Annotated in this window: 21 protein-coding genes; 15 read left to right on the top strand and 6 right to left on the bottom strand. The window is 56.4% G+C overall.

The features are described from left to right. Nucleotides 1-69: 69 nt before the first annotated feature. Genes PY308_RS18180 through PY308_RS18195 form a run of 4 tightly spaced genes read right to left on the bottom strand, consistent with a single transcriptional unit; the run spans nt 70 to nt 4152 of the window. Complete coding sequence (locus PY308_RS18180; protein WP_275785372.1) at nt 70-1158, bottom strand: tartrate dehydrogenase; 1089 nt, start codon at nt 1156-1158, stop codon at nt 70-72. 12 nt (nt 1159-1170) lie between these two features. Further along, the gene (locus PY308_RS18185) at nt 1171-2676 is read right to left on the bottom strand and encodes a tripartite tricarboxylate transporter permease (protein WP_275791193.1); all 1506 of its coding nucleotides are present in this window, start codon (nt 2674-2676) and stop codon (nt 1171-1173) included. 6 nt (nt 2677-2682) lie between these two features. Further along, entirely contained in the window at nt 2683-3135 is a 453-nt protein-coding gene (locus PY308_RS18190; protein WP_275785374.1) for a tripartite tricarboxylate transporter TctB family protein, read from the bottom strand. A gap of 51 nt (nt 3136-3186) precedes the next feature. Next, nucleotides 3187-4152, bottom strand: a complete 966-nt coding sequence (locus PY308_RS18195; RefSeq protein WP_275785375.1) for a tripartite tricarboxylate transporter substrate-binding protein — start codon at nt 4150-4152, stop codon at nt 3187-3189. Between the two features lie 121 nt (nt 4153-4273). On the opposite strand from PY308_RS18195, the gene PY308_RS18200 reads away from it, so the two are divergent. Together PY308_RS18200 and PY308_RS18205 are read left to right on the top strand one after the other, a co-directional pair. Next, nucleotides 4274-5191, top strand: a complete 918-nt coding sequence (locus PY308_RS18200; protein WP_275785377.1) for a LysR substrate-binding domain-containing protein — start codon at nt 4274-4276, stop codon at nt 5189-5191. A 96-nt stretch (nt 5192-5287) separates the two neighbouring features. Next, on the top strand, nt 5288-6331 hold the full coding sequence (locus tag PY308_RS18205; RefSeq protein ID WP_275785378.1) for an alpha/beta hydrolase: 1044 nt from the start codon (nt 5288-5290) through the stop codon (nt 6329-6331). Between the two features lie 220 nt (nt 6332-6551). Here the strand turns inward: PY308_RS18205 and PY308_RS18210 are convergent, their stop codons facing one another. Continuing rightward, entirely contained in the window at nt 6552-7388 is an 837-nt protein-coding gene (locus PY308_RS18210; protein WP_275785382.1) for an AraC family transcriptional regulator, read from the bottom strand. Between the two features lie 123 nt (nt 7389-7511). Here PY308_RS18210 and PY308_RS18215 point away from each other — a divergent pair, with 123 nt between their 5' ends. The 9 genes from PY308_RS18215 (at nt 7512) to PY308_RS18250 (ending at nt 15920) form a co-directional block, all read left to right on the top strand. Beyond that, nucleotides 7512-8321: an amidohydrolase family protein gene (locus PY308_RS18215; RefSeq protein WP_275785384.1), complete on the top strand. Its 810-nt coding sequence runs from the start codon at nt 7512-7514 to the stop codon at nt 8319-8321. Further along, nucleotides 8318-8482: an amidohydrolase family protein gene (locus PY308_RS23005; RefSeq protein WP_350339848.1), complete on the top strand. Its 165-nt coding sequence runs from the start codon at nt 8318-8320 to the stop codon at nt 8480-8482. Before PY308_RS18215 ends, PY308_RS23005 begins: the two co-directional genes overlap by 4 nt. Before the next feature lie 997 nt (nt 8483-9479). After that, nucleotides 9480-10436 (top strand): IS481 family transposase, encoded by a 957-nt coding sequence (locus PY308_RS18220; protein ID WP_275785385.1) that lies wholly within the window; start codon nt 9480-9482, stop codon nt 10434-10436. Beyond that, nucleotides 10436-10615 carry a hypothetical protein gene (locus PY308_RS18225; RefSeq protein ID WP_275785387.1) on the top strand — a complete coding sequence of 60 codons (180 nt, stop codon included), beginning with the start codon at nt 10436-10438 and terminating at the stop codon, nt 10613-10615. Before PY308_RS18220 ends, PY308_RS18225 begins: the two co-directional genes overlap by 1 nt. After that, on the top strand, nt 10602-11114 hold the full coding sequence (locus tag PY308_RS18230) for a hypothetical protein (protein ID WP_275785389.1): 513 nt from the start codon (nt 10602-10604) through the stop codon (nt 11112-11114). Before PY308_RS18225 ends, PY308_RS18230 begins: the two co-directional genes overlap by 14 nt. Beyond that, a complete protein-coding gene (locus tag PY308_RS18235) occupies nt 11092-11433 on the top strand; it encodes a hypothetical protein (protein WP_275785391.1) in 342 nt (113 codons plus the stop codon). The genes PY308_RS18230 and PY308_RS18235 overlap by 23 nt, the downstream gene beginning before the upstream one ends. A gap of 111 nt (nt 11434-11544) precedes the next feature. Beyond that, nucleotides 11545-12996 carry a DUF4062 domain-containing protein gene (locus PY308_RS18240; protein WP_275785393.1) on the top strand — a complete coding sequence of 484 codons (1452 nt, stop codon included), beginning with the start codon at nt 11545-11547 and terminating at the stop codon, nt 12994-12996. A 586-nt stretch (nt 12997-13582) separates the two neighbouring features. Beyond that, nucleotides 13583-14065 carry a hypothetical protein gene (locus PY308_RS18245; RefSeq protein ID WP_275785395.1) on the top strand — a complete coding sequence of 161 codons (483 nt, stop codon included), beginning with the start codon at nt 13583-13585 and terminating at the stop codon, nt 14063-14065. Between the two features lie 794 nt (nt 14066-14859). Then, nucleotides 14860-15920, top strand: a protein-coding gene (locus tag PY308_RS18250; RefSeq protein ID WP_275782665.1) for an IS630 family transposase whose coding sequence is annotated in 2 segments (ribosomal slippage) — nt 14860-15352 and nt 15352-15920 — 1062 coding nt in all. Because the reading frame shifts where the segments join, the coding sequence is not laid out codon by codon here. On the opposite strand, the gene PY308_RS18255 is transcribed toward PY308_RS18250, so the two are convergent. Further along, the gene (locus tag PY308_RS18255) at nt 15880-16785 is read right to left on the bottom strand and encodes a hypothetical protein (protein ID WP_275785396.1); all 906 of its coding nucleotides are present in this window, start codon (nt 16783-16785) and stop codon (nt 15880-15882) included. The two genes, PY308_RS18250 and PY308_RS18255, sit on opposite strands and share 41 nt — an antisense overlap. A 185-nt stretch (nt 16786-16970) precedes the next feature. Between PY308_RS18255 and PY308_RS18260 the strand changes: the two genes are divergently transcribed. From PY308_RS18260 to PY308_RS18275, 4 genes are read left to right on the top strand one after another with little or no spacing between them, the layout of a single operon-like run. Next, complete coding sequence (locus PY308_RS18260; protein WP_275785398.1) at nt 16971-17495, top strand: hypothetical protein; 525 nt, start codon at nt 16971-16973, stop codon at nt 17493-17495. Continuing rightward, entirely contained in the window at nt 17465-18151 is a 687-nt protein-coding gene (locus PY308_RS18265) for an AAA family ATPase (protein WP_275785400.1), read from the top strand. Before PY308_RS18260 ends, PY308_RS18265 begins: the two co-directional genes overlap by 31 nt. Continuing rightward, nucleotides 18151-18558 carry a hypothetical protein gene (locus PY308_RS18270; protein ID WP_275785402.1) on the top strand — a complete coding sequence of 136 codons (408 nt, stop codon included), beginning with the start codon at nt 18151-18153 and terminating at the stop codon, nt 18556-18558. The genes PY308_RS18265 and PY308_RS18270 overlap by 1 nt, the downstream gene beginning before the upstream one ends. Nucleotides 18559-18585: 27 nt before the next feature. Next, entirely contained in the window at nt 18586-19074 is a 489-nt protein-coding gene (locus PY308_RS18275; protein WP_275785403.1) for a hypothetical protein, read from the top strand. Nucleotides 19075-19330 lie beyond the last annotated feature (256 nt).

Genomic DNA, 19330 nt, shown 5'->3' on the forward strand with positions numbered 1-19330 from the left:
GCCGCCTATGCCGCTTTGGCTTCAAATAGTGGTTACCTGCCGGCGCACTCATTACCTAAGCCGGTCATGTCATCCAAGAGTCTCCGCGACGGCAGTTCCGCAGGTGACGGTATCCGCGCTTCCGCCAAGGTCGCGTGTCCGCAGCCTTTGGTCCGCGAGAACGGTCTCGATGCCAGCCATCACGGCTGCGCTGGCGTCATACTCTCCAAGATGTTCCAGCATCATCGCGGCCGACCATATCTGGCCGATCGGATTGGCAACGCCCTGTCCTGCGATGTCCGGCGCCGATCCGTGGACGGGCTCGAACAAAGAGGGGAATTTCCGCTCCGGGTTGATGTTTCCCGACGGCGCGATGCCGATCGTACCGGTGCAGGCCGGTCCCAGATCAGACAGGATGTCGCCGAACAGGTTTGATGCCACAACCACGTCGAAGCGATCGGGATTGAGAACAAAATGGGCGCAGAGAATATCGATATGGTATTTGTCCCAGGCGATATCCGGATAGGACTTCGCCATCTCCTCGACCCTCTCGTCCCAATAGGGCATCGAGATGGAGATACCGTTCGACTTGGTGGCGGAGGTCAGCCGCTTGCGGGGGCGCGTCTGCGCGAGATCGAAGGCGAATTTCAGGATCCGATCGACGCCGATGCGCGTCATCACCGTTTCCTGGAGAACCGTTTCCCGCTCGGTTCCCGGGAAAATGCGCCCGCCGACCGATGAATATTCGCCCTCGGTGTTTTCACGGACGACGTAGAAATCGATGTCCCCTGGACCACGCCCGGCCAGCGGCGAGGTCACGCCCGGCATCAACCGCACGGGCCTCAGACTGACATACTGGTCGAACTCGCGCCGGAACCGGATGAGCGAGCCCCAGAGCGAGATATGGTCGGGAACGATCTCTGGCCAGCCGACTGCGCCGAAGAAGATGGCATCATGGCTGCCGATCTGCGCCTTCCAGTCCTCCGGCATCATTTGGCCGTGCTTCACGTAGTAGTCGCAGGAGGCAAAGTCGAAGGTGTCGATCTGGAGCTCGAAGCCGAACTTCTTCGACGCCGCTTCAAGAACCCGGAGGCCTTCGGGAACGACTTCCTTGCCGATGCCGTCACCGGCGATGGAAGCGATCTTGTGTATGCGGTTGGTTCTTTTTTCCAAAGTCATGCTCCAATTCTATCAGTCTTCCTCGACGAAGACCTGTTTGCGACGTCTCGCGATGTTAGGAAGAAAGGCGACAATCAGCACGATGAGGGCAACCGTCAGAAGTCCTGCGCTGATGGGCCGGGTAAAGAAGACGGAAACGTCGCCGTGCGAAATCGTCATCGCCCTGCGCAGATGCTCCTCCAGCAGGGGCCCGAGGACGAAGCCCAGCAGCATGGGCGCAGGCTCGAAATCCAGCTTCGACAGAGCGTAGCCAAACACACCGAACGCTGCCATCACATAGAGATCGAACGTGTTGGAGTTCACGCTGTAGACGCCGATGGAGGCGAAGGCGAGGATGGCCGGAAAGAGCACCGTGTAGGGAACGGTCAGAAGCTTAACCCACAAGCCTATTAGAGGCAAATTGAGGATGACCAGAAGCAGGTTGCCGATCCACATCGAGGCGATGAGGCCCCAAAACAAAACGGGTTGCTCAGTTGCAACCTGTGGTCCCGGCACGATCCCCTGGATGATCATCGCGCCGATCATCAGCGCCATGACGGGATTGGCCGGCACGCCAAGGGTCAGCATGGGAATGAACGAGGTCTGCGCCCCGGCGTTGTTCGCGGCCTCCGGCCCCGCCACACCCTCGATCGCTCCTTGGCCAAATCGCTCCGGCGTCTTGGAGATTTTCTTCTCAAGCGCATAGGACGCAAACGACGCCAGGATCGCGCCGCCGCCCGGAAGAACGCCGAGAGCCGATCCGAGCAAAGTGCCCCGGCACGCTGGACCGATCATAGCCCTGAAATCTGCACGACTTGGCCAGAGGCCTGCCACACGGCTGATAACGGAGGTCCGCTCGATCGTCGTCTCCAGGTTTCGCAGGATTTCTGCGATGCCGAAAAGACCGACGGCGACGGCCACGAAATTCAATCCGTCTGCCAGTTCCGGTCGACCAAGCGTGAAGCGCATCGCTCCGGTATTGATGTCGGTTCCGACAAGTCCGAAGACGAGGCCCATCGACACCATGGCGATCGTTTTCAACACCGATCCGCGCGCAAGAACGATGGAAGCGGCAAGACCCAGCACCATCAGCCCGAAATATTCGGGCGAGCCGAATTTCAAAGCGATCGAGGTCAAGGGCGGTGCGAGGGCGGCCACAACCACCGTCGCGATGGTGCCGGCAAAGAAGGAACTCAACGCCGCGGCCGCAAGCGCCGGCCCGGCCCTCCCCTGCCGTGCCATCTGGTATCCATCCAGGGCCGTCACGGCCGACGAGGATTCGCCCGGCAGATTGATCAGAATTGCCGTCGTCGAGCCGCCGTACTGTGCGCCGTAGTAGATGCCGGCAAGCATGATCAGGGATGTTTCGGGCGAAAGCGACAGGGTGATCGGCAGGAGCATGGCGATCGTTGCCGTCGGACCTATCCCCGGCAGAACGCCGACCAGCGTTCCGAGCAGCGTGCCAACGAAGCAAAAGAGAATATTGTAGGGCGTCAGCGCGGCGCTCAGGCCGAGCCCGAGATTTCCGATGAGGTCCATCATAGCCTAAACTCCCAACCAGGGGCCGATAAGACGGACGGGCAGCCCGAGGCCATAATAGAAGACGCCGAGACAGAACACGGTAATGCCGAGCGTGATGGCGAGAACGACGAGCGGCCTTTGCCCGGTCGCCGCTGTTGCCGCGGACAACGAGGTGAGCGCAACCGCTGGCACAAACCCCAGGCCACGGACGGTCAGGCCGAACAGGATCGGCGCGATGATGATGGCGGCCAGAGCCCGCAAGGGTGCGATCTGCGGGTGAAAGCCTTCAGTGTCCCTGAGGGCCTTTATGCCGATGGCGATGCCGATCACCGTGATGACGATCGACAGGATCAGAGGGAAATAGCCCGGGCCCATTCTGAGCGCGGATCCGACATCCATTGTAAATATGGATGATATGCCGAACCCGATCCCGACAGCCAGCAGCGTGCCGGAGGCGGCAATATTCTTGATATCCATGGAAGCCCTCCGTTCGACTGCGGGCTTTACCCCGCAGTCGAACCATCACCGTTAATCTGCGAACTGACCGGCAGCCTTGATGATCGGATCCCACCGCTTGATTTCGGAATCGAGCTTCGTACGAAGCGCCTCCTGGGTCGCCTGCTCCTTCGTCGCAGGCATGGTGGCGATCTGCGCGAAGCGTTCTTTCAAGGTAGCGTCTTCCATTGCGGCCTGGAGTGCCGTCGTCAGCTTGTCCAGGACTTCTTTCGGAGTGCCCTTGGGCGCGTAGACGCCATGCCAGACCCCGACTTTGAATTCAGGCAATCCGGCCTCGGTGGTCGTCGGCACGTCGGGCAGCGTGGCAGCCCGTGCATCGCTGGTGATCGCATATGCCTTCACCTGCTTCTGCGTGATCGGACCGACCGTGTTCGTCGCCTGGTCACAGGTCATATCGATCTGGCCGCCGAGCAAATCCGTCATGATCGGGCCGTTTCCCTTGTACGGAACGGTCGTCATCTGGGTTCCGATTGTTGACATGAACAACGTGCCGCAGAGGTGGGACGCGGCTCCGATCCCGGCATGGGCATAGGTTACCTTGTTACCGTTCTGCTTGATGTAGGCGACGAGTTCCTGAAACGTCGAAGCCGGGAACTCATTGCGCGCAATCACCGTCATCGCGGCGTCGCTGACGAGGCCGATCGATTCGAAAGCTTCCGTCGGTTTGTAGGGTAGCTGTCTGTAGAGGGCTGGTGCGGTCGCCATTCCGATATGATGGACGAGGATGGTGTAACCGTCGGGGTCGGCGTCCGCCACGCGCCGGGCACCGATCGTTCCACCTGCGCCCGCAACGTTCTCCACGACGATCTGCTTGCCGAGAGACTTCGACATGGCGTCTGCGGTCAGCCGGGCAATGGTATCGGTTGGCCCGCCCGCTGCGTAGGGAACCACCATGAATATGTTGCGCTCTGGGTAATCGGCCGCAAAAACCGAGGTGACTGATAGCGTAAAGGCCGCTATGATCGGTAGTAACTTCATTTCTTCCTCCCATTTGCCGTCGTCTCCAACAACGGCACTCCTCAACGCAACATTCGCGAACAAGCGATTGACGGTCCAATGCCGTTTCGGCTTCAATTGGTGCCGGAAGTGAGAGAATGAGATGGATACTGCCTGGCTTTTGGACTTGCGAGCACTCGCCGACACCCTCAATTTCTCGAGGGCAGCGGAGCTGCGCAACATCACCCAGCCCGCTTTTGGTCGACGGATAAAGGCTTTTGAAGATTGGAGCGGATCGGTTCTGGTCGACCGTTCGACACACCGCATCAGGATTACGCCCGCCGGCGAAATCATGCTCGATGCCGCAAACGATATTCTTCAAAGAATCGAACGGGCCGTTCAGGACTTGAGCCACGAACGGGCTGCGACCGCCACCCTAACGTTTGCGGCGACGCATGCATTGTCCTTCACCTTTTTCCCGGGTTGGGTCCAAAGTCTGGGCTCGTCGGTGGCGACCGTCCCGATCCGGCTCCTTTCGGATAATATGAACGAGTGCGAGAGGATGATGGCAGAAGGCCGAGCCCAGTTTCTGCTCTGCCACTTCCATCCGAACAGCGGAATTCGTCTGCATGACGCAGACTTCAAGTACATGGAACTTGCCAGCGACGTCCTTCTCCCGGTTGCGCAGAAGAATGACAAGGGAGCGCCGATTTACAAGCTGCCAGGCACGCCATCGGATCCGGTCGCACATATTTCGTTCGACGAGAAATCAGGAATGGGGCGAATCTTGGCCGCCAATCTGCCCCACGTGGGGAGCGAACTGCATCTCGCTCGTGTGTTCACATCCCATTTGGCAATGGTCTTGAAAGCGTTGGCATTGGAAGGGAAAGGCGTTGCCTGGATACCAAGCAGCCTTGCCAGTTCCGAGCTGGAGCCTGAAGGAAAGCTCGCAATCGCCGGCGACGAGAAGTGGATGGTGCCGGTCAAGATCGTGCTGATCCGATCCCGATCGCGGATGACGGAGTTGGCCGAGAAGTTCTGGACGACCGTCGAAAGCGCATCCAAGCGAAAGCCGGCGTGAGCGTAACGTAGCCGCCGGACGTGCGGGCTCTTGATATGCAATGTACCAACCACCGTCTAAGGCGTGATCTAATCCCATCCGTAGGAAAAAATCGAAATGAAGACGAAGCAGAAGATACTTCTTGGCACCTTGTTTTGGGGAGCAACCACAGTGGCCAGCAGTCTTGTTCAAGCTGACGATAAAACCTCGCTTCCGGGCTACGCAGAGGGCGCGCAGGTTGTCCGCGTCGAAAAAACACAAGGCCAGATCGATGAGATCAGCGGCGTGGTTTTTACGCAAATCAAGCAAGTTCGAGCCGTCACCCAGCTTGAAATGTCGCTGCTCGTGCCGCGGACCAAAGATCTGAAACCGGCGATTGTCTATTTTCCGGGCGGCGGCTTTATCTCGGCGGATCATGAGAAGTTCATAGACCTACGCATGCCGCTCGCCAAGGCGGGCTTCGTGGTCGCGGCTGCGCAATACCGCACGGTTCCGAACAAGTATCCAGCTCTCGTCGAGGACGGTAAGGCTGCGATCCGCTATCTGCGCAAACATGCGGACGAATACGGTATCGATCCTGCCCGCATCGGCGTGCTCGGGGATTCCGCCGGCGGATATGTGTCGCAGATGATGGGCATGACGAATGGCGAGAAGAGCTTCGACAAGGGGCAGTTTCTTGACAAATCCTCCGACGTCCAGGCGGCCGTGACGATGTACGGGATCTCGAACCTTCTGGAAATTGGCGACGGCTTTCCGGATGATATCGCAAAGGTGCATCAATCACCGGCGGTGACCGAGGCGCTGCTGGTGAACGGCACGGCGTTTGGGGATTTCCCCGGTGCATCGATCGGTAGCGACCCCGAGAAGGCCTTACAGGCAAGTCCCATGGGCCATGTCGAAGGCAGCAAGCCGCCGTTCCTCATCATGCATGGAAGCGCCGACACGCTCGTTTCGCCCCTCCAGAGCGTGCAGCTCTTTGAGGCCCTGAAGAAGAAGGGCGACAAGGTTGAGTACGTTCTTGTCGAGGGCGCAGGTCATGGCGATCTCACCTGGTATCAGCCGCCGATCATCGACCGGGTGGTCGAGTGGTTCAAGGCCACATTGGGTGGTCCGATCAAGGGAAACAGCAGCACCGGGAATGCCAGCGGCGGAAATCTCTGAATCGAGCAAGATGTAGGCCTCAATTTAAGTAGAGACAGACGCCGATTTAAAGTGAACTGGTCCTCAATCCTTCTCAAGGCCTTTGATCGCTACGCCGCCGCTCGCCTCACAGTCCAGAAGATCGCCGTACAAACGCCTTTGCAGCAAGTCGCACCGATAATGGAGAAACGAACATGGTTTGCTTTTTAAGGGACTTACCAAACTATTCGGCTTGGTGACTTTACCTTCTAAGCCTTTGCGGATCGGCAACTGTGCGGTCGAAGTAGCGCGACGGCGTTGTTCCCAATGCCTTACGGAACATTGTTATGAAAGACGTTGCCGACTCGTAGCCAAGGGCATCGGAGACTTGCTGTACGAGCACTCCGTCGGACAGCTTAGAGAGCGCAACAAGCAGATGGAGCTGCTGCCGCCATCGGCCGAAGGTCATTCCCGTTTCCCTGAACACCAAGCGGGCCAGGGTGCGCTCGCTGGTCGCGGTTCGGCCGGACCATTCGGCAAGCGTCGTGCGGTCGCCCGGGTGCGCCATCAGCGCCTCCTGGATCGCCACCATCTTCGGATGGGACGAAACCGGGAGCCTCAGTCCGCCAGTCGGCATCCCCTCCAGTTCCCTCAATAATACCTTCATCAGAAGAAGTTCGTGCTCGTCGGCGTCGCTCCCTACGGTCGTGCCAACGAGGCGCAGGACTATCTCCCTCACCAAGGGGGTAATCTCGAGGGTGCAACAATTATAAGGCAGGCAGGCGGCATCCTGTTTAACGAACAGCATGCATATGCGCGAGTGCGGCGATGCCGGGCTGCGGTAGCGAAGGCCGGCCGGAACCCACACGGCGCATCCTGTCGGGACGATCCATAAAGACCCTGGAACATGGCACATTACCGCACCGCTCAGCGCGATGATAAGTTGCCCGCTCGCATGCTCGTGCAGCGGCAACTCAACCCAGTCCTCGTCGTACCCGACAAGCAACGCCATCGCGGGTGTCGCGAACTCGACGTCCCACGCGGCTGCCGTCGGCGCTCGGACGGGTGCGATTGGCAGATTTTCGATATCGATAGTCATTTCGACGCGTATCACGCCATTAATAGACGCGATACTGACATTGCTGCCGGCGTACTTTCAGAGTTTCCGCCGTCCAATGGAGAAAACGAGATCATGCGTATCATTGCTTTAGAGGAGCATGTCATGCTCCCTGAAATGACCCAACGAATTCCGGCTTCGGTTGCCGTAGAAGCCGGCTGGGTGCCGTCGAGCGGTCATTGGGGGCCGGGACCTCTCAACGAGGCGCTGGGCGATATACAGGAGGGGCGCATCGATGCGATGAACCAGGCCGGACTTACCCTGCAAGTGCTGTCTGTCATAGGTCCGGGCGCCGAGTTGCTGGCAGGAGAAGAAGGCATAAGCTTTGCGCGCGACTACAATGATCGACTTGCCATTGCGGTCGAAAAAAATCCGGATCGTTTCGCGGCATTCGCCCACTTGCCTATGAAAGAACCCGCGGCGGCGGCTGACGAACTGGAGCGCTGCGTGAAAAAGCTCGGTTTTCGCGGGGCCTCCATCAATGGGACCACGGATGGACTGTTCCTGGACGACCCGCGGTTCGCTCCTATCCTGGCGCGTGCCGAGGCGCTCGGGTCCCCGCTTTATATTCATCCCGGACCGCCGCCACGTGCAGTGCGGGATGCTTATTATAGCGGACTGCCGGGCGAAATTTCATCGTATCTGCTGTCCAACGCCGGCTTCGGCTGGCATTCTGAAACGGCGATTCACATTCTTCGCCTCGTGCTGTCCGGCACGCTCGATCGGAACCCGGGTCTGAAGCTCATCATCGGTCACTTGGGTGAGTTGCTCCCAATGCTGCTCAACGCGTTGATTAGACCTTCGGGACGGGAGCAGAAGCGGGACGGCTGCGGACCGTATCGCAAACTATTCTGGATCAGGTTTGGATCACGACCAGTGGCTTCTTCGACACGTCCGCATTTCTCGCCGCGCTGACCGCGTTTGGCACAGATCGCATCCTGTTCTCGGTCGACTATCCTTACGCCACGAATAACGCAGGCACGGCATTTCTCAGCAGCCTGCCGGTTTCTCCTGCAGACCGGGAGCGCATCGCCCACGGCAATGCCGACGCACTCCTTCGTCTACCAGCAGCTTGATCAACTCCACCGAGCGCAGTGCCATCGTCGTGCCGAAGTCGGGGAACGGCGATGGGCTTTCAATCGACGCTCATTGTCCCCCGCCGAAACACAGGGAGCGACGCGAAGACCACAAAGACCGCGTAACAAAGGTCCTTTTGGCGGACTGGAGGGGATGCCGACGGGCGGACTGAGGCTCGCGGTTTCGTGCCATCGCAAGCTGGTAGCGATCCGGGAGGCGCTGATGGCGCATCCCGCCACATGATAATTCCGACCGACTTGATTCAAGGGGAGATTTCGCAGGGCGGAATGCGTAACCCAACTCATACGCGCCGAAGCAAGCTGATTTCCCGTTGGTATTTTTTGAAACGCATCGCACCGAATCGTAGGTTCGGCGTTTATGTAGTGCCGCCGCGCAGTGCGGGGGCTCACAACCAGCGATTCCTGCGATTGGTGGAAAAACCTATCCCGAGTTTAGCGGCTTAGGCTTTCGACATATGCCCAGTTCGAATCCCCGCCGGTCCGCCATACCGCCGATTCTACGCCATGGCGCGATACGCTGCGCGATGGCTACACAAAGGCCGCCGTTTACCGCACGATATGTCGCGCGGCGACTATGGAGTCAAAAAACAAGTCTGAAACCACGTCCGGAGCGCAACGATATCGGCACGCTGTTCCAATCCCGTGGCACAGACGAAATGGTAGGTGTCTCCGTAGCCCTCCATGTTGAAGTTCAGGCTCGCCATAAGTTACTCCGCCTTCGGGGGTCGTCGATCGGTTGTCATCCTTGGAATTCCCAAGTCATGCGACGCGGATTGTCTAAACATATCCATCCCTAACCGCTTTGGATGCTTTTGCTTTCATGGCGGCGTCACAATTCATGCTAGTCTTGCCCGGCTACGCGAGCGCGCCAGGTATCCGCCCGATTCGCTAGGTGTGAGCTTTCAGGAGGTTGTCCATTCGGAGCGGATTTAGGAGACTGGAGTTACCACACCTCAGTTTTCCAGGATCGCTCCGAATGAACATTCATAAGAATGCCCGACTGACGCCTGTGCGTCGAGAAGAAATGGCTTTGGCGGTAACGAGCGGGCGGGTGTCCCCGGCACAAGCTGCGTGCATCTATGGCGTCTCGCCGAAGGTCGTGTCGCGCTGGGTCGCGCGCTTCAAAACGGCGGGACGCGACGGCATGGCGGACCGTTCATCGCGGCCCAGAAGCAGTCCCCGGCAGACGGGCGGCGCTCTGGTCGAGCGCATCGCCGATCTTCGCAGGCAGCGGCTGACCGGCAAGCACATTGCCATGGAGACTGGTGTTTCGCCTGCCACCGTCAGCCGGGTTCTCAAACGTGTCGGCCTGTCACGGATGAAGGACCTCGCCCCCGCCGAGCCGGTCGTGCGTTACGAATATGCCGAGCCAGGCGGCCTGATCCATCTCGATATCAAGCGCCTCGGCCGCTTCGACCGGGTTGGTCACCGCATCACCGGCAACAGGACGGGCCAGAGCAGATCCCGTGGTGTCGGCTGGGAATACGTCCACGTCTGCATCGATGACGCCTCCCGCATCGCCTTTACCGACATCTTCCCGGACGAAAAGGCTGCCAGCGCGGTTGCCTTCCTCACGGCCGCCGTCGCCTATTACAACAGCCTCGGCATCACAGTCACGCGCGGGATGACCGACAATGGCTCCTGCTACAAGGCCAGGGACTTCGCAAAAGCCTGCAAGGCGCTTGGTCTCAAGCACGTCCGCACCAAACCCTACACACCCAAGACCAACGGCAAGGCCGAGCGCTTCATTCAGACGGCATTGCGGGAATGGGCCTATGCATGCGCATATCCATCGTCAGAGCACCGCAAATCGAATCTGCCAAACTGGACCCACATGTACAACTGGCATCGCCCCCACGGCAGCCTAAACTCAAAAACACCCATCGGTCGCCTCGGTCTCAACCGGGACAACCTGTTGAGGCTCCACATCTAGTGCTGGAGGGCAAGAGCAACGCAACCCTGCCGGTAGCGGATGCCGCCCGGTTCAAAGTCTACCGCCCTGAGACGATGGAACTGCGCGCCGGGGATCTCATCCGCGTCACTGAAAATGGCACGAGCATGGACGGGCATCGCGTGACCAACGGAGCGGTCTACCATTGTGCGGTCCTTTGACAAGGCAGGCAGTATTGAACTGAAGGAAAACGGCTGGAAGATTGCACGCGAGTTCGGCCATCTCGATTACGGTTGTTGCAGCACGTCGATGTCCTCGCAGGGGCGCACGGTCCATACGGTGCTGGTCGCCATGGGGCGGGAATCCGTTCCCGCCATGTCGAGCGAGCAATTCTATTTCACCGTCTCGCGTGGCCGCCATGCGATGCGGCTCTATACTGACGATATCGACGCGGTACAGGATGCCATCACGAAAAGCGGCGCGCGCGGCTCGGCCACGGAATTGTTGGAAAAGAGCGTGGACCGCAAAGCAGCACCGTTACCACAGCACGACAGGCTGGAAGCGCATACGGAATCCGTCATGCGGATGACGGCTATACAGGCGCGCGAAAAGGTTGCGAGCGGAAGTGCCGCGCCTGCGCAGCGCGTGCAGGCGTTGACGGTTTCAGCGGTACAACATCAGGGAGTAGTAAGGGAACATGAGGCGATCATTAGTCGGTGATAGAAGCGAGCCCGCCCCGTTCCGCCATCTGACCGATGGCAGGCAGGGGCTTGATAGTCGTATCGGGTTCCGGTTCATCAACGGGCGGATGAAATCGCTGCCCTACAGCCATCTCATCGAAACCGAGTTTGACCCGGATAGTGGCGTCATCCTGCAATTCGTCGGACACCGCATCATGGTGTCGGGCCGCAATCTGGTCGGCCTTTATCTGGGGTTGGAAGACGGCTCGATTGGGGAGATCGTAGAGCAGCATGTGAATGACATAGCCTGCGCAGAAGATGCGCCGTTTATTCAGCTGATTACGTGGGAGCGCGTATAGTCTGGAATTGACCGCTTCTACCTCCAATTCATTACCTAGGGATATTGTCGTAGGCTAAATTTTGTGAGTACGGTGGAGGGCAAAGCATCTGGGGTAAGCGAGGAGCGCTAAGTGGAGTTTCCTAAGCGGAAGTATCAGGTTTTTATTAGTTCAACAGTCACTGATCTTAGGAGGCACAGAGAATCTGTTATACGTGCGACAAATGTCCTCGGACATTTTCCTATTGCCATGGAGTATTTTACGCCGGGATCTGAAAAAAACCCTGTTCTTTTGGAGCATCTCATAAAGGAATCTGATGTCTACGTGCTGATCATCGGGACCAAATACGGCCAGGCAAAAGCTCCCGGAGATCGCTCATTCACCGAGTATGAGTTTGATAAAGCACGCGAGTACGGCCTTTGTTGCATTCAGTTCATTGCTCATGATGAAGACAGAGAAGGCGTCGATCCAAAACCCGAACTCGCAAGATTTATAACCAAGGTTTACAATGAGGAAGTGATGGTGGGGCGCTTCAGCATGGCGTCAGCAGATAGCTTGGCCGCGATATTTACATCCAGTCTCATTGCGGAAACGGACGCGCTACGTGCGAAAGGCATTGGTGGATGGGTGCATTCCAGCCACTACGAGAGAATAAGTACGCTTCGCACGCTCTCAGTTGATCAGTCCAGAAGTAAGATCATAAACAAGATTATTGACGGCTTTGACAGATACGCAAACTTGACGTTTCAGTCGACTGTTGACGATGACCTGAAGGAAGCGAACGCGTCCGTTTTCTGGAATCGTTTCAAGACGCCAATCCTAATCGACCGGCGGTTATCGATTTTCGTCGAGGCTGGTTCGTCCTGCGATTTTATGTCGGTTAAGCTACTGGAAATACTTGAGAACAACAGTTCTCTTCGCCAAAAAAGGGAAGAGAACTCAATAGACATATTCTTTAATGGCGTTTTTTCAAAAATAATATTCGACATGCGGCGGGAAAGGTTACCAATAGTTCGAAACATTACCTACCTTCCTAAGCCGCCTATAAAGGACGGCTACGGAAAAACGGTAAGCATTCTGGACGTTGTCCCCAATGTCGATCACAAAGACTACGACAATCGCAAGATCAGGAAAGATGCAGAAGACGCCATTCAAACTATCCAACAAGAAATAGACAGAGATCTGATTGTTGATGGCAAAACCGGAGTTGCATTGATATCGTTTGGGGGGCTCGATCCAAGTAAGGAATTTGCCCCATATATCCTCGACTACAATAATGTCCTGTTCAAACTGGCAATATTTCGCTCTTCGGTGGTCAAGATTATTATTTTGACCGCCCGTAAATTCGCTACGTCCCCATTAGAGACGGATAGCTACTATCACGTTTTTCATAGTCAGGATTGGAAAAAAATACTGCGCACTCAGCCCGTATGCTTTGTGATCAGCGGGCACAAGAGTGACGATGTTTCTCATTTTATCAAAGAAATGAGTGCGTTGAGGTACAAGGTGGAGACTACGGAGATCGACGGAATTTGGACGAAGACGGTATACAATCAGCTGTTTGAGCGCGCCACGCTTCGGTAGCTAGCGTCTAACCGGTCAATCGAGGCTCGTTCAAAAACTATTACCGTTGGCAGGTTTCGCACCTGTGACGCAAGGTCATTGATGCAGGTGTAATTGACGTCTAGTTGCTTCGCCGCCGACGCTAGACTGGAGCGAAGCCTCTCGTTCTTGCAGGCGAAAGCGAAATCGCCGTTGTCGGCAACAATGCCGGTTCTAACCAGACCAACGAAAAGCTGTACAAGTGTTTTGCGCAGCAACAAATCCGAATGTTTATTTATATCATCCACAATCAATTGAGAGAAATATATATATGCAGCTTTAATAAATCGTATTAAATTCTCTGTATGTCAATTTAATATAAATTATTATATTACAATAATGTAAAAATTCAACGTGCGTTCGTTATCATGATTATCATCATTTCAATATTTCAGATTCGACCAGCTTCGCTATAAATATTTCAAAAAATTCAGCTATTTAATACTCTGAATAAATTCAGGCGTCTCAGCCTTGTAAAGCTATTGAAAATATCAAAACGACGACATAGCCTCGTTGATAATACGTGTAGCGGCGTGATACATTCCCGCAGGAGATGAGAGGATGAGGTATGTACAGGATAAACTTCCCGCAGCCGAATGACGACACACCAAAAATTCAGCTCATCGCATTCTTGGACGAAGTGGAGCGATTCCTAGGTGATCTCGTTGCAACCGGGCAGGACAGCCAGGGTAAGGAGATCATTATTGATACGCTGAGGCGTCCTGCTATGCAGAGAGCTTGGGCGGGTGACCCCGACATGCCCGGCACCAGTGCGGCCGATCGATTTGAACAGGCGCGCCAGCGAATAAATAAGATGGGGTCACAGCGTTTGACGAAGTGCGGCCTAAATGGCTCGGCGCTGGATTTCAAACTGACAGTTCTTAATTATCGGGCGGACCAGTATAATCTTGAGGGCGGCTGGAAATGGTTCGACAAAATAATCGATCTGATAGATGCATTGCTGAAGAGCCTATTTAAGGCCGCTGGGCTTGATGACGCGATTGAAGAGCTGAAGGATTTTATTTGGGGCTCAGCAGAAGATGATGGCTGACCTACAATCCCTATCCTGATTATTATCGGAACTCCTCTCAGACCGCATGAAGACTAGAAATCAGAATGGAGACGTGGGGTGGAAGACGGAAATCGTGTAAGCTTCGATCTCGATAACATCTTCACGATGCTCAATACCGGCCTTCAATCGCCCTTAGCATTTTCAAACCGCTGCTGGCCTTCATCACGAAGATTGCTGGTCAAGGTCCAGTCGCCTTCCTGATTATCTTCGTCATTTTCTTTTCCATCTGGCTCCTGCGCATGAATGCCCGTTCGCAGCGGGCTGATGTATTTGCCGGAGGGCTACATTAATCGGCCTACGCGGTGTCGGTGCGGGGACGGTCTACATCGTTGTTCTGGCCGTCGATACGGTGCTGGTTCCGCTCTTGGTGACGCTGGTTTATCTGGCCTATAACAGCGCAACAGGAGCCGATCCGTCCTTCGCGCAATTCATGTACTTTATGGAAAGCGGCAGCCCAAGCCGGATATCATTCGTCTGTGAACTCATGGCATTCATGAACACGCGCCCGTCGTTTCTTCCGTTGGGTTTCCAGTCTGCGCTGCTTGTTACAGCCGCATTCGGCTGTATGTGGCTGGTTGGGAAAGCCCTCAGTCCCCGATGACGGGCCTGTCGGGATAGGTCTCAAATTCCGCGATGAGCTTGTCCCGCTGCACGATCAATGCCGCTTTGCTTTCAAGATGGGGAAGTAATACCAACCGTCAGTGAGCATGACTCTGAAGGGGATTCCCAGCAGCCAACGAATCTGAATCTGTGATGCAAACTGGAGGTTTGTGATGGGTTCAGCGATTTCTTTGCGATCGGACTTCGACGGAGCCAGGTTGCGGCTTCTGGCTCGGCAGACACGCGATGCCGATCAGGCACGGCGGCTTCTGGCACTTGCATCGATCTATGATGGCGGCTCACGCGCCGATGCCGCCCGGCTTGGCAGTGTGACGGTTCAGATCGTGCGCGACTGGGTGGTGCGCTTCAATGAACGCGGTCCCGCCGGCCTTATCAACGGCAAGGCCCCGGGCAAACCTTCTCTCCTGAACGATGAACAGCGAACGGCTTTGGCGCAAGCCATAGAGCGCGGACCGACCCCGTATCTGGATGGAGTCGTTCGCTGGCGTCTGTGTGATCTGGCGCAATGGATTTGGGAAGAGTTCCGCATCTCGGTGAGCGAGGAGACCCTGGGCCGCGAAGTGCGTGCCATGGGCTATCGCAAGCTCTCGGCTCGCCCAAGACATCATGCGCAGGATGCCGAGGCGGCCGAGGCATTTAAAAAAACTTCCCCGCCGCTGTGGCAGAAATCGCCGCAGGTCCCGCCAAGGGCAAAGTAATCGAAATCTGGTTCCAGGACGAAGCCCGGATAGGCCAGAAGAACAAGATCACGCGTCGTTGGGCCAAGCGGGGCTCAAGGCCGTCCGCGCCGCACGACCAGCGAACCCGATCGGCCTATATCTTCGGTGCCATCTGTCCCAAGCACGGCAAGGCCGCCGCTCTCGTCATGCCGTGGTGCGACACCCATGCCATGAACCAGCACCTGATCGAGATATCCCGCAACGTCGCCGTTCATGCACACGCCGTCCTCATCATGGATCAGGCCGGATGGCACATGTCCAACAATCTCGTCGTTCCAGAAAACATCACCATCCTGCCACTGCCGCCCAAATCGCCCGAGTTGAACCCGGTCGAAAACATCTGGCAGTTCATGAGGGACAACTGGCTCTCAAACCGAGTCTTCAAATCCTACGAGGATATCGTCGACCACTGCTGCTACGCTTGGAGAACCCTCCAGCAACGACCATGGAAGATCATGTCAATCGGCCGACGCAAATGGGCGCAAGGGTTCTAATCAGTGACGGTTGGTATAACTTGTCGCGGATGAACTCGATCTGCGGTTTTTCAAGCCATCCCACGAGCGATTTTGCCATTTTGCCCGGCAACCGGGTGCGGAAAAGCTGGTCGTAGTTGGCGATGTCGAGTTTCCCCGGTGAGCGCCCGTAGTACGCTCCATTGCGGTCGAGCAACCGGCGCTCCCACATTTCTGTCAAGTGATAGAGAACGTAGCTCAGGGTCACATGGTAACGACGGCGAATCTCAGCACCTGTGGGGTTTGCTTCGATCCACATATAGGAGAACAGCTTTTCATCGTCGCTCCCCTGATCCTGCCAGTACCCGTATAGGCACAGGAAATGCAGATAGCGGATATAACCGTCTGTCTGAAACACCGTTTTCAAGGAATTCTGGATATCGGAACAAGGCTTTTTTGCCATGACATCGGCCATGGTCCAGCCACTGTCACCAACGACGGTTGCGCCCGGCGCTTGGGTGAACAAACCGCTGAGTGCGATTTGCTGCTTTTGCACCTCCGGTTTCGACTCCAGAAACGGCGCGTTGATCCTCTCGCTGGTGGTCACGATCAACCCTGCCAGTTCGTTGGCACGCACTCTTTGTCTGTTCTTCTCCGCGCGCCCGGCGTCAAGAACCGACGCCTTTTGACGCTCCGCTTCCTGTTCGCGTGCTAGACGTTCGGCGTCCTGCCGCTTGGCTTCTTCGCGCTCCCCGATTTGCCAATCGGCTTGCCCTTGGCTGGCACGATAGTTTTGTTGCAGGGATTTATAGAGCGGAGCGTAGGACGGATGCAGCGCGGAAAAACAGGTCAATCCGGCCAGTCCAAGAAAGGCGACCCCGAGCCGGGCCGGTGAGATAAATGCCATCCTGCACACTCTGTCGAACGGTTGCCGCTATCAACGCGTATGGACGGTGTGTATATGGCCGCTGCACGCCATGAGGGCAATCATATAGCGCCCATTACCATAGGCAATACTCAGCCCGCAAATTGGCAGCACCACAAACTCATTGACAAACCATCCCGGAGGACGACGCTGAGTTCGTTGAGGAAGTGTTCGATGAACTGGATGAGGATGTAGAAGAAGGCTACTTAAACGATCCATTCTCGACGCCAATCGGCAATGAGATATGGGAACTCTCTCGTGAAACCTCCGCAGACGCGACCGAAAACGAGACTGTCGAGTTCCGGATCGCCGTGGAGACGGTCCTCGGCGCGCTGCCGAACTTGGATCGCCCGCTCGGCCTTGATCTGGTTGAGATTGATCAGAGCCTTATTCGTCAGCGCGATATGGCCGGCGCAGCGATCCTTCGACTGACTGAGGAACGGGAGCGCGCTGCGGTCAATGAGTACGAACTTGAGCGTCGCCGCAGGGCTGGCTTGAGCGCTTTGCTGGACGAACTTGTGCTTGGGCCGATCCGCATCGTCCGCGACTATCTCAGCGCAATGACTTATATCGGTCCGCTACGTGAAATTCCGAGCCGGCAGTATCGCCCGCGCCTCTCACCAGATGAATCGCGCTGGCGCAAGGCCTTGCAGCTTGGGACTTGCTCTATACTGACCCTTCCGGCAAGCTGATTGAAGAGGTCAATGCGTGGCTTGGAGGCGAAGAGCGGCTGAAGACTGCGTATCGGCTTGAGAAGTTCCAGTTCAAAGAAGTTCCGGTTCCCAGTCGGTTCCACCAGCTATTTGAGGCCAGACTTTCCGAAGACGACCTTGCAGAGTTGCAAGACCTATACGCGACGCTGAGCGGACGTTCCGAAATCGCCCTGCGCGATTTCGAAAAGGGCATCATCGTCGCACCGAGCGATGTCGGTGTCGGCATATCGCAAATGATCCCGGTGATCGTCGGTTGCCTTCGAAACCAACAGGGCATTCTTGCGATCGAGCAGCCGGAATTGCATGTTCACCCGGCCATTCAGGTCGGCTTGGGCGATCTGTTCATCCAGGCAGTTCAGAAAAGCGACAGCATTTTTGGCCCTGGCAAGACGCTGCTCGTGGAAACTCATAGCGAGCATATCATGCTGCGACTCCTGCGTCGCATCCGCGAAGCAAGCGAGAATGAAGTACCGCCCGGCATGATAGGCCTCTCGCCGGATGATCTTGCTGTGATCTATGTCGAGAGCACCGATGAGGGCGTCCGTTTCCGGCCACTTCGCGTTGACCACGAGGGAGATTTCATCGACCGCTGGCCGAGGGGCTTCTTTGAAGAGCGCGCGGAGGAACTCTTCTGATGCTTTTCGAATATGCAGTGGAGCCTCAGGCAATTGGCTCAAGTTGGCAAAACTTCCGTTACCTGATCGAAAAATTCGGTTTTGATCGTGGGCGGCTGATTTCTCGATTCCCGAAGAAGTGGGAACGGGAGGTGTATAACTCGGCTGCACAAATGAAGCCTATTGAGCGGGCGCGCCTTGAGATCGCGTTGAAAGAAGCAAAGCAATCGAAAGTTGTCCGCTCGGGTAGACCCTATGATCCTGCACTTGGCAGCTGGTTACAAAATGCTATCGCCCAACACGTGGCAGTGCCCTTCCATGCTATCATTGCTGACAACAACCCGACGGCTCATCCTCAAGTGGCTACTGTCGATGAAATCGATGAACAGGACGTCCTCATTGCGGTTAAACAAGACAGTCCTGTGTGACGAGAGGCTGAGCCCATTGCCGCCGCTTTGAATTGGTTTCTTCGCGCCAGTGCCCGTATCCTTTTCGTCGATCCATTTTTCGACCCCTACAACGCGCGCTACAAAAGTACGCTCAGAGCTTGTCTTGCATGCGTTAAGGCGGATAACCCGGGCGCAGCCTGCGAAATCCACTTCCGTTACCACAATAGCAAACCTACCACTTTGGAACTTGAGAGAGATGCGGTCGCGCTTTTCGATGGGGTGATACCAGCAGGTTTAGCCGTTACAATTTTTTGCTGGAGGCAGAAGAACGGTGGGGCCGACTTCCACGCAAGATACCTGCTGACCGAGCGAGGCGGTGTCGGAATTGACGCAGGATTTTCGGCCGAAGGCGGGCATCAAACAACAGACATGCATCTGATGAGCACAGCGCTGTCGCAGACAAGGCTGAATGCTTTTGCTAAGGATGCGACTGATTTTGAGCTTGTGTCGCCGGTTATAGAAGTCCGGTCCGACGGTAGTGTTCGCCGAGTTTGAGAAACGAAAGCAACTGCAGGTCTCTATGCCCTGTTGGCGACCGGGGCGCATTGCATAATCGTTGTCCTCTGCCCGAAAGGGAGAAATCGTCGCTTCAACATATCCGATCCCCGCCTGCTTGACTGCGGGCAGGATGCACGTCGCCCAGATATTCAATCGGTTGAGGAGGGCGTGTCCATCCGGTAGTGTCCCTGTAGTCAAATCGGTGCCCCGTAAGAATAGATTCGCTACCGCAATACGAGAGCTGGCCAATGTT

This window comes from Pararhizobium gei (assembly GCF_029223885.1).
Taxonomy (GTDB): domain Bacteria; phylum Pseudomonadota; class Alphaproteobacteria; order Rhizobiales; family Rhizobiaceae; genus Pararhizobium; species Pararhizobium gei.